This window comes from Pseudomonas maumuensis (assembly GCF_019139675.1).
GTDB lineage: Bacteria > Pseudomonadota > Gammaproteobacteria > Pseudomonadales > Pseudomonadaceae > Aquipseudomonas > Aquipseudomonas maumuensis.
Genome location: NZ_CP077077.1, coordinates 4619758 through 4634809 on the forward strand (window position 1 = coordinate 4619758; position 15052 = coordinate 4634809).

Consider the following 15052-nt stretch of genomic DNA (forward strand, 5'->3'; position numbering starts at 1 on the left):
TTGAGACTGGTGCTCATGGAACCAAGGGCCGACTACCGCCACAATGCAAAAAAACACATACTAGCCATGACTTCATATCATGGCTTGTCACAATGAAACGCCTGCCGCCCCTCCCCGCCCTGCACACCTTCCTGGTGACCGCTCAGCACTGCAACTTCACCCGTGCCGCGCAGCAGCTGCACATCACCCAAGGCGCGGTCAGCCGACAGATCGCCGGCCTCGAGGAACACCTGGGCTATGCGCTGTTCCAGCGCCAGGCCCGAGGCCTGGCCCTAACCCGCGAAGGACAGGACTGGCTGCCCCGGGTACAGCAGGTCTTCGTCCTGATCGAGCAAGGCGTGCGCGAAGTCGGCGGACGCAGCACGACGCTGCAGCTCAAGGCGCCGACCTGTGTGATGCGTTGGCTGCTGCCACGCTTGCTGGAGTGGCAGGCGCTACGCCCGGACGTGCCAGTGGAATTGACCACCACGGTGCAGCATGGCGTGGATTTTCGCCGCGAGGGCTTCGATGCGGCCGTTGTGTATGGCGCGGTGCCGAACCATGGGCTGCAGGTACGCAAGCTGTTCGATGAACAACTGACACCGGTCTGCGCACCATCAATATCGGGCGGCCCCTTGCAGTTGCAGGATCTGGCGCGGCAGATGCTGCTGCACCCCTCTCGGGACGAGCACGACTGGCGGTTGTGGTTGCAGGCGGCCAATGCCGGCTTCGACCCCCAGGGGCCGAAGCAGCACTTCGAGACGCTGGACATGGCAATGGCCATGGCCTCCCAGGGGACCGGGATCGCCATCGGCGACTTTGCGCTGATTGGTGATGACCTGCGCGCCGGGCGTTTGTGCATGCCGTTCGAGCTGAAGGTGACGACCGGGAAGGGGTATTACCTGGTCAGCCCGTCGAAGAGCATGCCCACGGGGTTGGTCGAGTTGATGGAATGGCTGCAAGGGCGTGCCCGTACATGACATCAATCGCGACCGGACTTGCCCCGCGGTGCAGACGACTCAGTAGCCGACCGTGAAGCGTGCCCGTGAATGCGCCGGCTTTTCCAGCTCGTCGAGCATGGCGATGGCATAGTCGGCAAAGGTGATCCAGCTTTTGCCATCGGCACCGATCAGCAGGTGATCCTTGCCCAGGGCGTAGTGCCCGCTGCGCTGACCTTCGACGAACTCCGCCGACGGCGACAGGAAGGTCCAGTCCAGGGTCGGCTCCTGGCGCAGCGTATCGAGGAAGCGCACACCGGCATTGGCCTCGGCCTTGTAGGCTTCCGGGAAATCCGGGCTGTCGATCACCCGGTGCCCGGACGGCAGCAGCAGGCTGCCGGCCCCGCCCACCACCAGCAGGCGCTTGACCCCAGCACGCTTGACCGGCTCGATGATCGCTTCAGGCTCGATGGTCGAGAAATGCGCCGCGCTCAGCACCGCGTCACAGCCTGTCACGGCCGCCTGCAGGGCGGCACTGTCCTTGGCATCCAGCGCCTTGACCGTCACGCCGTCACGGCCTTGCAGCGCACTCGGATTGCGGGCGATGGCCACCACACTGTGACCCCGACGCAGGGCCTCTTCCAGCAACTGGCTGCCGGCGCGCCCGGTGGCGCCGATGATTGCGATCTTGCTCATGGGAAACACTCCAACAGGTTGAAAGGGGTTACCACTTCATCTCGCCCTTGGCGACCTTGGCACCCAATTCAAGGGAGCTCTCGTCACCCAGGTTCGGGTAGCGCTGCTTCATCGCCGCGATCAGCGCGGCGCCATTGGCAGCCTTGGCGGCCTCGGTATCGAAGTCACGAATGTAGCCGGCGGTGAAACGCACTGCGTCCAGCGAACGGCTGCTGTCCCCCAGGTAGTGCCCCGGGATCACCGTGCGCGGTGCGAGTTGCTCGATCTTCGCCAGGGTCTTCAGCCAGTCGGCGTGGGATTGCGCGGTCTGGGTGTCGGCCATCCACACATGGATGCCCTCGGAAACCACCACGCCACCGACCACTGCCTTGATCGAGGGAATCCACACGAAGCTACGGTCCGGCTGCGGACCGTCCAGGCCGACGACCTGCAGTGCCTGGCCTTCCAATTCCAGGCGATCACCCTGCAGTACCTGGGGCACCACCAGACGTGCCGGCTTGTCCGCGCCCATCTGCGGGCCCCAGTAGGCCAGCTTGGCGTCCATGGTCTTGCGAATGTGCTCGACCGTGGCGGCCGAGGCGACCACGCGGGCCTTGGGGAACGCCTGGGTGATGGTGTCCAGGCCGAAGTAGTAGTCCGGGTCGCCATGGCTGACGTAGATGGTGGTCAGCTGCTTGCCGCTGGCACGCAGGCGCTCGACCACCTGCTCGGCCTGGGCCTTGCCGAACTGGGCGTCGACCAGGATGGCGTCGTGGGCACCGCTGACGATCACCGAGCTGACCGGGAAGATCGCCGCGTGACCGGGGTTGTAGGCTTCCAGTTTGAGCGGTTCGGCAGCCATGGCCTGGCCACCGAGGGTAAGGCAGGCCAGCAGCAGGCCGCGAAGGGGCGTGAAGAGAGACATTGCAAGATCCTGTGAGCGGGAAGATGGATGCAAGCTTAGTTGCCCCATCCAATACAAAAAATGCGATGCTTCGACACAGTTTGTTTCTAAAATCGGACAGATCATGGACCGACTCAACGCCATGCGCGTATTCGTCACCGTCGTCGACCTGGGCAGCCAGTCGGCCGCCGCGGACCACCTGGAACTCTCCAGGCCCGTGGTATCCCGCTACCTGGCGGAGTTGGAGGACTGGGTCGGGGCACGCCTGATGCAACGCACCACCCGCAAGCTCAGCCTGACCGCGGCAGGCCTCGAGACCCTGCCACGCTGTCGACAGTTGCTGGAGCTGGCCGGCGACCTGCAAAGCGCCGTGCGCCAACCGGACGACGCGCCCCGTGGCGAGCTGCGCATCAGCGTCAGCACCTCGTTCGGCCAGGCCCAGTTGGTGAATGCGCTGGCGGCCTACGTCAAACGCTACCCTGGGGTGAAGGTTGAGCTGCAGATGCTCGACCGCACCGTCAACCTGGTGGACGAACGCATCGACCTGGCGATCCGCACCAGCAACGATGTCGACCCCAACCTCATCGCCCGGCGCCTGAGCGTGTGCCGTTCGGTGGTCTGCGCCAGCCCCGCCTACCTGCGCGAGCACGGTACGCCGGACCGGGTCGAGGCGTTGAGCCAGCACAACTGCCTGACCCACGCCTACTTCGGTCACAGCCTGTGGCACTTCGAGGTGGACGGGCAGAACGTCGCCGTGCCGGTGCAGGGCAACATCAGCGCCAACGAGGCCATGACCCTGCAGAAAGCCGCCCTGGCCCATGCCGGCATCGCCATGCTGCCCACCTACCAGGCGGCCGCCGCGCTGCGCAGTGGCGAGCTGGTGCGATTGCTGCCGCAAGCCAAGCCACGGGAACTGACCCTGAATGCGGTGTACACCTCGCGCAAACACATGCCGGCGACGTTGCGCAGCATGCTGGACTTTCTTGCTCAGCGGTTTGGTGACGAACCGGAGTGGGACAATGATCTGGGAGGGTAATTATTCCCTCTATGGAAGGGGCCTTGCCATGGCCCTGACCGCAGCGGCAGGGCCATACGGCCTCAGCCCCGAGCTGTCAACAGCTACCAGCAGGCATGACGCATACTTCATAGCGCACCTTTAATCGCGCCGTCCGTTGAGTGGACGGCGCGATAAAGGTGATTACTTGAGGCTTTTCTTCACTTCAAAACGTGCTTTGGTCGATGCATCCGCGGGGAAGTTCCGGAGGATGATATACGCTGCAACGTCCGCATTGATAAAATCCAGATAGACAATGTTGGGCATTTTCGTCAGGTCAGCTAGACCTTGTGGTAACCATTTGTTGGCCAGCCTGGCCATTTGCTCAACACTTGACCAAAACTCGGACCCATTAGCTGTCAACGTCCAGGACAGGAGGAACAAGAATCCTTGACCAAGCCCACCGGTTTTATTGAGCTTATCCAGCTGATCAGCCCGCATCTCCTTGTAGTCAGTTGTATTCGTATATTTGTCATACACTACAAGATTTGAGCCTCTGGCGGAGCCATCACGGTAAGAGAAGTAACCACGTTCAGGCTCAGGCTCCAAAGCCTCGCTAAGTACCAACAGCACCTTACCCTTGACATCACCGAGCGTCAGCTCAGCCAAATTGACCCCCCTGTCAGCGTTCTTATAGAGAATACTGGCATAACTATCCATCAAAGATTTTACGTCTTTTTCAACAGCAAGGTCTTTAAAATGGCTAATTTTCAGAATAACGACTTCAGAAGGAGACTCGCCCAAAAACTTCTTTACATCATCCATGATTACTTGCAGTTTAGCCCCATCACAACCTTTACCCGTCGTATTGTTTTCTCGATGAGTAGTAATGAGATTGCCATCATGTTTTTTGATTCGCAAATCAAAATACCTTGATCCAACACTCAGCTGCGTATAGATGCTCTGGCCTTGAGTCTTGGACATCCAGCGTGTGATATCCATATCAGGGGAGCAGTTTTTGGTCTCGTACATACCCGCATTATGGCTCCCCGGCATGACAATCCTGTCGAGTCGCGTGCTAGGATCCAGCTCCCCCATCCAATGCGTGAAGTCATCATAGGTAAGGTTGCGGAGATCATATCGATCGACCGCATTGCTCCCCCCACGCCTGAAATCCATTCTAACCGGGGCATGATTAAGCGTAGATTCCCCCCTACAGCTTACGGTATGGTCACCGATATTTTCACAGTGCGGCCCGCCAAACCACCAGTTATTATTAAACCATGTGGAACCTTGGCCTACCCAGACATCCCTAAACAAGAATTCCCGCTTATCAGCACCAAACTCTCCATCCGTCAGCGTTAACAGCAAGTCCCCTTCAAAGGCAAAATTCAGATCACCTGGATCATCGTCAAAAGTATTGTTCTTCCGCTTAACAATTTCCGACCAGCTCTTGGCTACGTCCTTGGACCCGGAGCGCCCCACCTCAAACAACATCTTGCCGTCATTAGAAAATCTCTTCACATCGCCTTTTTTATTCTTCTGATCAGGATCTTCACCCTCGCTGATGTAAACCTCGTTTAGTGTATAACTCCCACTCGCGATCGTGTAACGAGAGGTGCCATCATGCCAATCGGGTGAAAAGTTAACCTCATTATCACGGTATGTCTGCTTAGTCTCTGACAATCCATCTTTCTTAGTATTTTCGTCGTTCATTGCAAGCTCCATGATTAAGTGAACCACGGACTCAATTAACCATGATGGCAACGCAAAAAAAACTAGCATTTTTACTAGGTGAGAGACGGACAGCTCGGAAGCGCCAAACATTGTGACTTGCTCTGAACGCTGACAAGCACAACTGCTGTGCATGCTGCTGGCGGTGGAGCCATTGCGCTTAAGCTCCACCTTCCACAGACGTTGACTGGACCTATCACCCAGTACCTATCAACGCCCCTCGAACGCTTTCAGGAACCTGCTCATTCCTCGACACTCATGTATTCCTTGGCCCAACGGATGTAGTCCTCGGGCTGGGTATAGGTGTGCGAAAGCTCGGTGGCACCGAGGCTGTCCGCCTTGTGCTGCAGGCCACGCTGCTGGCGCAGGCAGTCGTAGGTGGCCTTGATCGCGGCGAAGTAGGCGGCATGGCCGTCGACCACGATACGCACGCCCAGGCGCGCCAGGCGCTCATCGTCGCGCAGGTTGGGGTTGGCGTAGGTCACCAGCATCAACGGCACGCTCAGGTGTTCGGCGATCTGCTCGAGTTGCTCGAAGTCCTTCACCCCCACCATGCAGATGCCATCGGCACCAGCCTTCTGGTAGCTCTGGGTGCGCACGATGATTTCCTCGGTGCTCAACACGCCAGCATTGGTGCGGGCAATGATCGCCAGGGCCGAATCGACCCGCGCCTCCAGCGCCGCGCGAATCTTGCCCACGCCCTCCTCCACCGAGATCAGGTCGGTGGACTTGCGACCGAACTGCGCCGGCAGCAGGGTATCCTCGATGGTCAGCGCGGCAACGCCGGCGCGTTCCAGTTCGATCACCGTGCGCATCACGTTGAGCGCATTGCCGTAGCCGTGGTCGGCGTCGGCAAGCACCGGCAACTGGGCGACACGGCCAATACGGGTGGCCTGCTCGACGAACTCGCTCAGGGTGATCAGGGCGAAATCCGGCGCGGCCAGAACCTGCAACGAGGCGACCGAACCGCCGAGAATGCCGACTTCAAAACCAAGGTCGGCGGCAATACGAGCTGACATCGGATCGAAGACCGACGCGGTGTGATAGCACGAACCGGAAGCAAGCAGTTCGCGGAAGGCAAAACGCAGATCGTGGTGGGAAGCCTTGGGCATGATCACTCCGCTTGTAATGAGAAATTGTGAACGGCTGACAACCGACCCCTGTATCGGGTCTACCTGACTGTTCCAACCGTCGCCATCAGGGCGGTCATGCACGACATGCAGGCAGAGGAATAGAAGGTGTGGACATACAGCAACGCGAAACCCGCTGGAAAATGGTTGCACCAAGCTGGTGCAGCCCCCGGATTTCAGCCTCTGCGGCCAAGCCACGATATCACGCGGCCATGCAGCACTGGATGAATGCGCCAATGCCGATCTTGCATAGGGGATGCACGAAGTACATAGGCAGCTATGTAACTCAGCGTACAATGCCCCATCATGAATGAGCCCATCGCGGGGCAAGCCCACTCCCACGATGCCTCGCGATCGCGCCAGCTCTGACTACAAGGTACTCACCGTGACCGCCGCCCTGCCCCCAACCGTTCTGCGCAGCGTCCTCACCGCCCTGATGCTGGCGATCCTCCTTGGCGCCCTCGACCAGACCATCGTCGCCGTCTCCCTGCCGGCTATCTCCGCGCAGTTCAACGATGTCGGCCTTCTGGCCTGGGTCATCTCCGGCTACATGGTCGCGATGACCATCGCCGTGCCGATCTACGGCAAGCTCGGTGACCTGTACGGGCGGCGACGCATGATCCTCACCGGCACCGCCCTGTTCACCCTCGCCTCGGTGGCCTGCGGCCTGGCCCAGGACATGCCGCAACTGGTGCTGGCCCGGGTGCTTCAGGGTATCGGCGCCGGCGGTATGGTGTCGGTCAGCCAGGCAATCATCGGCGACTTCGTGCCGCCCCGCGAACGCGGACGCTATCAGGGCTACTTCAGCAGCATGTACGCACTGGCCAGCGTCGCCGGGCCGGTGCTGGGCGGCTGGCTGACCGAGTACCTGTCCTGGCGCTGGGTGTTCTGGATCAACCTGCCGCTGGGACTGACCGCGCTGTGGGTGATCCACCGGGCGCTGGACGGCCTGCCGGTCAAGCATCGCCTGGCCCAGGTCGACTACCTCGGCGCGGTGCTGATGATCATCGGCCTGGGCAGCCTGCTGCTGGGCATCACCCTGGTCGGCCAGGGACATGCCTGGCAGTCGTCCGAGGTCCTGGCGTTGCTGGCCTGCGCACTGCTGGGGCTGGCAGCGTTCATAGCCCACGAGCGGCGCTGCCGCGAGCCGCTGTTGCCTCTGGGCCTGTTCGGCAACCGGGTCGCGGTACTGTGCTGGTGCGTGATCTTCTTCGCCAGCTTCCAGTCAATCTCGTTGACCATGCTGATGCCCCTGCGTTACCAGGGCATCACTGGTGCCGGCGCCGATAGCGCGGCGCTGCACCTGCTGCCGCTGGCCATGGGGCTGCCCATCGGCGCCTTCACCGGTGGACGCATGACCAGCCGCACCGGCCGCTTCAAGCCGCAAATCCTCACCGGAGCGCTGCTGATGCCGCTGGCGATCGCCGCCATAGCGCTGACACCGCCGCAGGCGGGGTTACTCAGCGCATTGTTCATGCTGCTGACCGGCATCGCCTGCGGCCTGCAGTTCCCCACTTCACTGGTAGGCACCCAGAGTGCGGTGCAGAGCAAGGATATTGGCGTGGCGACCAGCACCACCAACCTGTTCCGCTCGTTGGGTGGGGCGATGGGGGTGGCGTGCATGTCCAGCCTGTTACTGGCGCTGTTGCACCAGGGAGGCTTTGAACTGCTGGGCAACCCGCTGCTGGGCAGCCTCAAGGCGGGCGAGGCGGATCCACTGACCCAGTCGCGTCTACTTGAAACCTTCCGCCACTTGTTGCTGATCAGTGCCGCAGCTTCGCTGATTGGGCTGCTGGCGGCGCTGGCATTGCCGGACCGGCAATTGCGCGGCTATTGAAAGCCCGCTTGTACGGGGTATGTGCCTGCCTTAAGCGTTAATCCCCGCTTAACCAGATGGGAATAACACTTCCTCACAATCCTTAACAAAGTGTCATTTGCGCAAGGCCGGGCTCAAGCGCAGCATATCCAGCCCGGTATCGACCCATTTTTCGACATCGACCAGCAGGTCGAAGCTGTCCGGCAACAGCAGCCAGCGGCCGATCAGGCCATCGACATAGGCGAACATGGCCACCGCGGCCCGGTCGATATCAAGCCCGGCAGGCAACTGACCGCGGCGAACTGCATTACCCAAGGCCAGGGCAATGCTTTGATGACAATCCAGCACCGCGCCCTGGCGCTGCTGGCGAATCTCACACATGTCGTCGGTGAACTCGCACTTGTGATGCAGGATTTCGTTGATACGCCGGGTTCGGGCATCGAGCACCAACTCGTTGAACACTTGCAGCAACAGCTTGCGCATGCAGCCGAGCGGATCAAGCTCATCCTCGCGTTCACTGGCGCGTGCCAAGTGATCGTGGGTCTCATGCAGGCTGTCGAGCAACGCCTGCACCAGTTCGGCCTTGTTGCTGAAGTGCCAGTAGATCGCTCCACGAGTAACGCCCGCGAGCTCAGCGATGTCGGCCAGGGTGGTACGCGCCACCCCGCGCTTGTAGAAGGCCTTCTCCGCCGCCTCGATGATCTGGGCACGGGTTTCCTGGGCTTCTTCTTTGGTTCGACGGACCATGGCAGTACAACCTCATCAAGTCCCGCACGCTCAATCTGGCGAGCGGGAATCGGGTCGGGGCAGGCGCTTTCAGGGCCGCTCCCGGGTGGATTTGGGTGATCGGCGGTGGTCATGCACGACACACCGACACTATTTACAAACAACCATGAATGTAAGTATATTCCTTAGCAAGCTATTTATCCACCGGATAGCGTTTTTCTGAAAAAGCACTTCCACTATATTCTTGAGCTCCCCTGCTCCTGCGACCCGAGGATCCTCATGCAATTCAAGCCAGCCGTAACCGCCCTGGTTTCCGCCGTGGCCCTGGCAACCCTGCTCAGTGGCTGTAAGAAAGAGGAAGCAGCGCCTGCGCCGCAGGCTCCTCAGGTCGGCGTCGTAACCGTACAACCGCAAGCCTTCACCCTGACCTCGGAACTGCCGGGGCGCACCAGCGCCTATCGTGTGGCCGAGGTCCGCCCACAGGTGAACGGCATAATTCTCAAGCGCCTGTTCAAGGAAGGCAGCGACGTCAAGGAAGGGCAACAGCTCTACCAGATCGATCCAGCCGTCTACGAGGCGACCCTGGCCAACGCCCAGGCCAACCTGCAGGCTACCCGTTCGCTGGCCGAGCGCTACAAGCAGCTGATCGACGAGCAGGCCGTCTCCAAGCAGGAATACGACGATGCCAATGCCAAACGATTGCAGGCCGAGGCATCGCTCAAGAGCGCCCAGATCGACCTGCGCTACACCAAGGTTCTGGCACCGATCAGTGGCCGTGTAGGCCGCTCCTCGGTCACCGAAGGTGCCCTGGTGAACAACGGCCAGACCAACGCCATGGCCACCATCCAGCAGCTCGACCCAATCTACGTCGACGTCACCCAGTCCACTGCCGAGCTGCTCAAGCTGCGCCGTGACCTGGAAAGCGGCCAGTTGCAGAAGGCCGGCGACAACGCCGCCCAGGTTCAGCTGGTGCTGGAAGACGGCAGCCTGTTCAAGCAACAGGGCCGCCTGGAGTTCTCCGAAGTCGCGGTCGACGAAACCACCGGTTCCGTCACCCTGCGCGCGATCTTCCCCAACCCCGACCACACCCTGCTGCCCGGCATGTTCGTGCATGCGCGGCTCAAGGCCGGGGTCAACGCCAACGCCATCCTGGTCCCGCAACAGGGCGTGACCCGTGACCTCAAGGGCGCGCCGACCGCGCTGGTGGTCAACCAGGAAAACAAGGTCGAACTGCGCCAGCTCAAGGCCAGCCGTACCCTGGGCAGCGACTGGCTGATCGAGGAAGGCCTGAACCCGGGCGACCGTCTGATCACCGAAGGGCTGCAGTTCGTGCGACCGGGCGTCGAGGTCAAGGTCAGCGAAGCCACCAACGTCAAGAAGCCGGCCGGCCCTGCTCAGGCCAACACGGCCAAAGCTGACGCCAAAGCGGAGTAAACCATGTCGAAGTTCTTTATCGATCGCCCGATCTTCGCCTGGGTGATCGCCCTGGTGATCATGCTGGTCGGCGCCCTGTCGATCCTGAAGCTGCCGATCAACCAGTACCCGAGCATCGCCCCGCCGGCCATCGCCATTTCCGTGACCTACCCGGGCGCCTCGGCGCAGACGGTGCAGGACACCGTGGTGCAGGTGATCGAGCAGCAGCTCAACGGTATCGACAACCTGCGTTATGTGTCGTCGGAAAGTAACTCCGACGGCAGCATGACCATCACTGCCACCTTCGAGCAGGGCACCAACTCGGACACCGCGCAGGTCCAGGTACAGAACAAGCTGAACCTGGCCACCCCGCTGTTGCCGCAGGAAGTGCAGCAGCAAGGTATCCGCGTCACCAAGGCAGTGAAGAACTTCCTGCTGGTGATCGGCCTGGTATCCGAAGACGGCAGCATGACCAAGGACGACCTGGCCAACTACATCGTCTCCAACATGCAGGACCCGATCTCGCGGACCGCAGGCGTGGGCGACTTCCAGGTGTTCGGTGCGCAGTACGCCATGCGTATCTGGCTGGATCCGGCCAAGCTGAACAAGTTCCAGCTGACCCCGGTCGACGTGCGCACCGCGGTCGCCGCGCAGAACGTGCAGGTATCCTCCGGCCAGCTCGGCGGCCTGCCGGCACTGCCAGGTACCCAGCTCAACGCCACCATCATCGGCAAGACCCGTCTGCAGACCGCCGAGCAGTTCGAGAAGATCCTGCTCAAGGTCAATGCCGATGGTTCCCAGGTACGCCTGGGCGACGTGGCCCAGGTTGGCCTTGGCGGCGAAAACTACGCCATCAGCGCCCAGTACAACGGCAAGCCGGCCTCGGGCCTGGCGGTCAAGCTGGCCACCGGCGCCAACGCCCTGGATACCGCCAAGGCGCTGCGCACGACCATCAGCGACCTGGAGCCGTTCTTCCCACCGGGGGTGAAGGCCGTATTCCCGTATGACACCACCCCGGTGGTCACCGAATCGATCAGCGGGGTGATCCACACCCTGATCGAAGCCGTGGTCCTGGTGTTCCTGGTGATGTACCTGTTCCTGCAGAACTTCCGCGCCACCATCATCACCACCATGACCGTACCGGTGGTATTGCTGGGTACCTTCGGCATCCTCGCCGCCGCCGGCTTCAGCATCAACACCCTGACCATGTTCGCCATGGTCCTGGCCATCGGCCTGCTGGTGGACGATGCCATCGTCGTGGTGGAGAACGTCGAGCGGGTGATGTCCGAGGAAGGATTGCCGCCCAAGGAAGCGACCAAGCGCTCCATGGAGCAGATCCAGGGCGCCCTGGTGGGTATCGCCCTGGTCCTGTCGGCGGTACTGCTGCCGATGGCCTTCTTCGGCGGTTCCACCGGTGTGATCTATCGCCAGTTCTCCATCACCATCGTCTCGGCCATGGGCCTGTCGGTGCTGGTGGCGCTGATCTTCACCCCGGCCCTGTGCGCCACCATGCTCAAGCCGCTGAAGAAGGGCGAGCACCATGTGGCCAAGCGCGGCTTCTTCGGCTGGTTCAACCGCAACTTCGACCGCAGCGTCGTCGGCTACGAGCGTAGCGTCGGCACCATCCTGCGCAACAAGATCCCGTTCCTGCTGGCCTACGCGCTGATCGTGGTCGGCATGATCTGGCTGTTCGCTCGTATCCCCACCGCATTCCTGCCGGAAGAAGACCAGGGCGTGCTGTTCGCCCAGGTGCAGACCCCGGCCGGCTCCAGTGCCGAGCGCACCCAGGTGGTGGTCGACCAGATGCGCGAGTACCTGCTCGACAAGGAAGCCGACACCGTGGCATCGGTGTTCACCGTCAACGGCTTCAACTTCGCCGGTCGTGGCCAGAGTTCGGGCATGGCGTTCATCATGCTCAAGCCATGGGGCGAGCGCTCGAAGGAGAACAGCGTGTTCGCCCTCGCCCAGCGCGCGCAGATGCACTTCTTCAGCTTCCGCGACGCGATGGTGTTCGCCTTCGCCCCGCCGGCGGTGCTCGAACTGGGTAACGCCACCGGCTTCGACGTGTTCCTCCAGGACCGCGCCGGGGTCGGCCATGCGAAGCTGATGGAAGCGCGCAACCAGTTCCTGGCCAAGGCCGCGCAGAGCAAGATCCTCAGCGCCGTGCGTCCGAACGGCCTGAACGACGAGCCGCAGTACCAGCTGACCATCGACGACGAACGCGCCAGCGCCCTGGGCGTGACCATCGCCGATATCAACAACACCCTGTCGATTGCCCTCGGCGGTAGCTACGTCAACGACTTCATCGACCGTGGCCGGGTCAAGAAGGTCTACATCCAGGGTGCGCCAAATGCCCGGATGAGCCCGGAAGACCTGCAGAAGTGGTACGTGCGCAACGGCAAGGGCGAGATGGTGCCATTCTCCTCCTTCGCCAAGGGCGAGTGGAGCTATGGCTCGCCGAAACTGTCGCGCTACAACGGCGTGGAAGCGGTCGAGATCCTCGGCACCCCGGCGCCGGGCTACAGTACCGGTGAGGCCATGGCCGAAGTCGAGCGCATCGCCGGCGAACTGCCAACCGGCATCGGTTACTCCTGGACCGGCATGTCCTACGAGGAAAAACTCTCCGGCTCGCAGATGCCGGCGCTGTTCGCCCTCTCGGTGCTGTTCGTGTTCCTCTGCCTGGCGGCGCTGTACGAGAGCTGGTCGATCCCGATCGCGGTCGTGCTGGTGGTGCCGCTGGGTATCATCGGTGCCCTGCTAGCCACCAGCCTGCGCGGCTTGTCCAACGACGTGTACTTCCTGGTCGGCCTGCTCACCACCATCGGCCTGGCGGCGAAGAACGCCATCCTGATCGTCGAGTTCGCCAAGGAGCTGCACGAACAGGGCAAAAGCCTGTACGACGCGGCCATCGAGGCCTGCCGTATGCGTCTGCGCCCGATCATCATGACCTCGCTGGCGTTCATCCTCGGCGTGGTACCGTTGACCATCGCCAGTGGCGCTGGCGCCGGCAGCCAGCACGCCATCGGCACCGGTGTGATCGGCGGCATGATCAGCGCCACCGTGCTGGCCATCTTCTGGGTACCGCTATTCTTCGTCGCAGTGTCGTCGCTGTTCGGCAGCAAAGAGCCGAAAGAACACGCCACCCCTGAAACTCCACGTTATGAGGCTGGGCAATGACCAAGTCTTTGTTGTCCCTGGCGGTAACCGCCTTCATCCTCGGCGGTTGCTCGCTGATCCCCGACTACCAGACGCCAGAGGCGCCGGTGGCCGCGCAGTGGCCGCAAGGCCCTGCGTACTCGCCGACCCAATCGGCCGACGTCGCCGCAGCCGAACAGGGCTGGCGCCAGTTCTTCCACGACCCGGCGCTGCAGCAACTGATCCAGACGTCGCTGGAAAACAACCGCGACCTGCGGGTCGCGGCGTTGAACATCGACGCCTACCGCGCGCAGTACCGCATCCAGCGCGCCGACCTGCTGCCAGCGGTTTCCGCCAATGGCAGCGGCAGCCGCCAACGGGTGCCGGCGAACATGTCGCAGACCGGCGAGGCGAACATCACCAGCCAGTACTCGGCCACCCTGGGTGTCAGCGCCTATGAGCTGGACCTGTTCGGCCGGGTGCGCAGCCTGACCCAGCAGGCCCTGGAAACCTACCTGTCCAGCGAACAGGCGCGCCGCTCCACGCAGATCAGCCTGGTGGCCAGCGTGGCCAACGCCTATTACACCTGGCAGGCCGACCAGGCGCTGCTGAAGCTGACCGAGGAAACGCTCAAGACGTACGAAGAGAGCTACAACCTGACCCGCCGCAGCAATGAGGTGGGCGTGGCCTCGGCCCTGGACCTGAGCCAGGCGCGCACTGCCGTCGAAGGCGCTCGCGTCAAGCTGTCGCAGTACCAGCGCCTGGTCGCCCAGGACCTGAACAGCCTCACCGTGCTGGTAGGTACCGGCGTGCCGGCCAACCTGCCCAAGCCGCTGGAGCTCAATGCCGACCAGCTGGCCGAAGTGCCGGCCGGCCTGCCGTCCGACATCCTGCAGCGCCGCCCCGACATCCAGGAGGCCGAGCACCTGCTCAAGGCCGCCAACGCCAACATCGGCGCGGCCCGGGCCGCGTTCTTCCCGAGCATCAGCCTGACCGCCAACGCCGGTACTCTGAGCCCGGATATGGGCGGGCTGTTCAAGGGCGGTTCGGGCACCTGGCTGTTCCAGCCGCAGATCAACCTGCCGATCTTCAACGCCGGCAGCCTGCGGGCCAGCCTGGACTACTCGAAGATCCAGAAGGACATCAACGTCGCCAAGTACGAAAAGACCATCCAGACCGCCTTCCAGGAAGTCGCCGATGGCCTGGCCGCACGCAAGACGTTCGAAGAGCAGTTGCAGGCCCAGCGTGACCTGGTGGCCGCCAACCAGGACTACTACCGCCTGGCCGAGCGCCGCTACCGCATCGGTATCGACAGCAACCTGACCTTCCTCGATGCCCAGCGCAACCTGTTCAGCGCCCAGCAGTCGTTGATCGGTGATCGCCTGTCGCAGTTGGTCAGCGAGGTCAACCTGTACAAGGCCCTCGGCGGCGGCTGGTACGAGCAGACCCAGCAGCAGGCTTCGATCCAGACACCGAAAGGCTGACTGGACCGCTGACAGCATCAAGCCCACCCTTGCGGTGGGCTTTTTGTTGCGCGGTCACATTGCGTTCGATAACCGCCCCGTTCCGCTTGCAACGAATTGCCTAGCCCCCACCCTCCCCCGCACC

11 protein-coding genes are annotated in these 15052 nt (G+C 62.1%); 6 read left to right on the forward strand and 5 right to left on the reverse strand.

Annotated features, from left to right (window positions below; genetic code table 11):
• Positions 1–92: 92 nt before the first annotated feature.
• Positions 93–959, forward strand: coding sequence for a LysR substrate-binding domain-containing protein (locus tag KSS90_RS20650; RefSeq protein WP_217867062.1), 867 nt, complete (start codon positions 93–95; stop codon positions 957–959).
• A gap of 39 nt (positions 960–998) precedes the next feature.
• Here the strand turns inward: KSS90_RS20650 and KSS90_RS20655 are convergent, their stop codons facing one another.
• Entirely contained in the window at positions 999–1613 is a 615-nt protein-coding gene (locus KSS90_RS20655) for an NAD(P)-dependent oxidoreductase (protein WP_217867063.1), read from the reverse strand.
• Positions 1614–1641: 28 nt separating this feature from the next.
• A complete protein-coding gene (locus tag KSS90_RS20660) occupies positions 1642–2517 on the reverse strand; it encodes an MBL fold metallo-hydrolase (protein ID WP_217867064.1) in 876 nt (291 codons plus the stop codon).
• 103 nt (positions 2518–2620) lie between these two features.
• Here KSS90_RS20660 and KSS90_RS20665 point away from each other — a divergent pair, with 103 nt between their 5' ends.
• Positions 2621–3532, forward strand: a complete 912-nt coding sequence (locus tag KSS90_RS20665) for a LysR family transcriptional regulator (protein WP_217867065.1) — start codon at positions 2621–2623, stop codon at positions 3530–3532.
• Between the two features lie 162 nt (positions 3533–3694).
• Here the strand turns inward: KSS90_RS20665 and KSS90_RS20670 are convergent, their stop codons facing one another.
• Both KSS90_RS20670 and KSS90_RS20675 read right to left on the reverse strand, forming a co-directional pair.
• Positions 3695–5206, reverse strand: a complete 1512-nt coding sequence (locus tag KSS90_RS20670; RefSeq protein ID WP_217867066.1) for a phosphatidylinositol-specific phospholipase C domain-containing protein — start codon at positions 5204–5206, stop codon at positions 3695–3697.
• Between the two features lie 260 nt (positions 5207–5466).
• Positions 5467–6336 (reverse strand): isocitrate lyase/PEP mutase family protein, encoded by an 870-nt coding sequence (locus KSS90_RS20675; RefSeq protein WP_217867067.1) that lies wholly within the window; start codon positions 6334–6336, stop codon positions 5467–5469.
• Positions 6337–6739: 403 nt separating this feature from the next.
• On the opposite strand from KSS90_RS20675, the gene KSS90_RS20680 reads away from it, so the two are divergent.
• Positions 6740–8191, forward strand: a complete 1452-nt coding sequence (locus KSS90_RS20680; RefSeq protein ID WP_217867068.1) for an MDR family MFS transporter — start codon at positions 6740–6742, stop codon at positions 8189–8191.
• A 93-nt stretch (positions 8192–8284) separates the two neighbouring features.
• On the opposite strand, the gene ttgR is transcribed toward KSS90_RS20680, so the two are convergent.
• Positions 8285–8917, reverse strand: coding sequence for an efflux transport transcriptional regulator TtgR (gene ttgR / locus KSS90_RS20685; protein ID WP_217867069.1), 633 nt, complete (start codon positions 8915–8917; stop codon positions 8285–8287).
• A 258-nt stretch (positions 8918–9175) separates the two neighbouring features.
• Here ttgR and ttgA point away from each other — a divergent pair, with 258 nt between their 5' ends.
• The 3 genes from ttgA to KSS90_RS20700 are packed head-to-tail and all read left to right on the forward strand — an operon-like array spanning position 9176 to position 14928.
• The gene (gene ttgA, locus KSS90_RS20690) at positions 9176–10330 is read left to right on the forward strand and encodes a toluene efflux RND transporter periplasmic adaptor subunit TtgA (RefSeq protein WP_217867070.1); all 1155 of its coding nucleotides are present in this window, start codon (positions 9176–9178) and stop codon (positions 10328–10330) included.
• Positions 10331–10333: 3 nt separating this feature from the next.
• Positions 10334–13486, forward strand: a complete 3153-nt coding sequence (gene ttgB, locus KSS90_RS20695; protein WP_217867071.1) for a multidrug efflux RND transporter permease subunit TtgB — start codon at positions 10334–10336, stop codon at positions 13484–13486.
• The gene (locus KSS90_RS20700; protein WP_038705526.1) at positions 13483–14928 is read left to right on the forward strand and encodes an AdeC/AdeK/OprM family multidrug efflux complex outer membrane factor; all 1446 of its coding nucleotides are present in this window, start codon (positions 13483–13485) and stop codon (positions 14926–14928) included. Before ttgB ends, KSS90_RS20700 begins: the two co-directional genes overlap by 4 nt.
• Positions 14929–15052: the final 124 nt, after the last annotated feature.

What these genes read in the sequence shown, in the direction of transcription:
- KSS90_RS20655 (WP_217867063.1), bottom strand. Translation starts at nt 1,613, where the DNA reads ATGAGCAAGATCGCAATCATCGGCGCCACCGGGCGCGCCGGCAGCCAG.
- ttgR (WP_217867069.1), bottom strand. Translation starts at nt 8,917, where the DNA reads ATGGTCCGTCGAACCAAAGAAGAAGCCCAGGAAACCCGTGCCCAGATC.
- KSS90_RS20670 (WP_217867066.1), bottom strand. Translation starts at nt 5,206, where the DNA reads ATGAACGACGAAAATACTAAGAAAGATGGATTGTCAGAGACTAAGCAG.
- KSS90_RS20650 (WP_217867062.1), top strand. Translation starts at nt 93, where the DNA reads ATGAAACGCCTGCCGCCCCTCCCCGCCCTGCACACCTTCCTGGTGACC.
- KSS90_RS20675 (WP_217867067.1), bottom strand. Translation starts at nt 6,336, where the DNA reads ATGCCCAAGGCTTCCCACCACGATCTGCGTTTTGCCTTCCGCGAACTG.
- ttgB (WP_217867071.1), top strand. Translation starts at nt 10,334, where the DNA reads ATGTCGAAGTTCTTTATCGATCGCCCGATCTTCGCCTGGGTGATCGCC.
- KSS90_RS20665 (WP_217867065.1), top strand. Translation starts at nt 2,621, where the DNA reads ATGGACCGACTCAACGCCATGCGCGTATTCGTCACCGTCGTCGACCTG.
- ttgA (WP_217867070.1), top strand. Translation starts at nt 9,176, where the DNA reads ATGCAATTCAAGCCAGCCGTAACCGCCCTGGTTTCCGCCGTGGCCCTG.
- KSS90_RS20700 (WP_038705526.1), top strand. Translation starts at nt 13,483, where the DNA reads ATGACCAAGTCTTTGTTGTCCCTGGCGGTAACCGCCTTCATCCTCGGC.
- KSS90_RS20660 (WP_217867064.1), bottom strand. Translation starts at nt 2,517, where the DNA reads ATGTCTCTCTTCACGCCCCTTCGCGGCCTGCTGCTGGCCTGCCTTACC.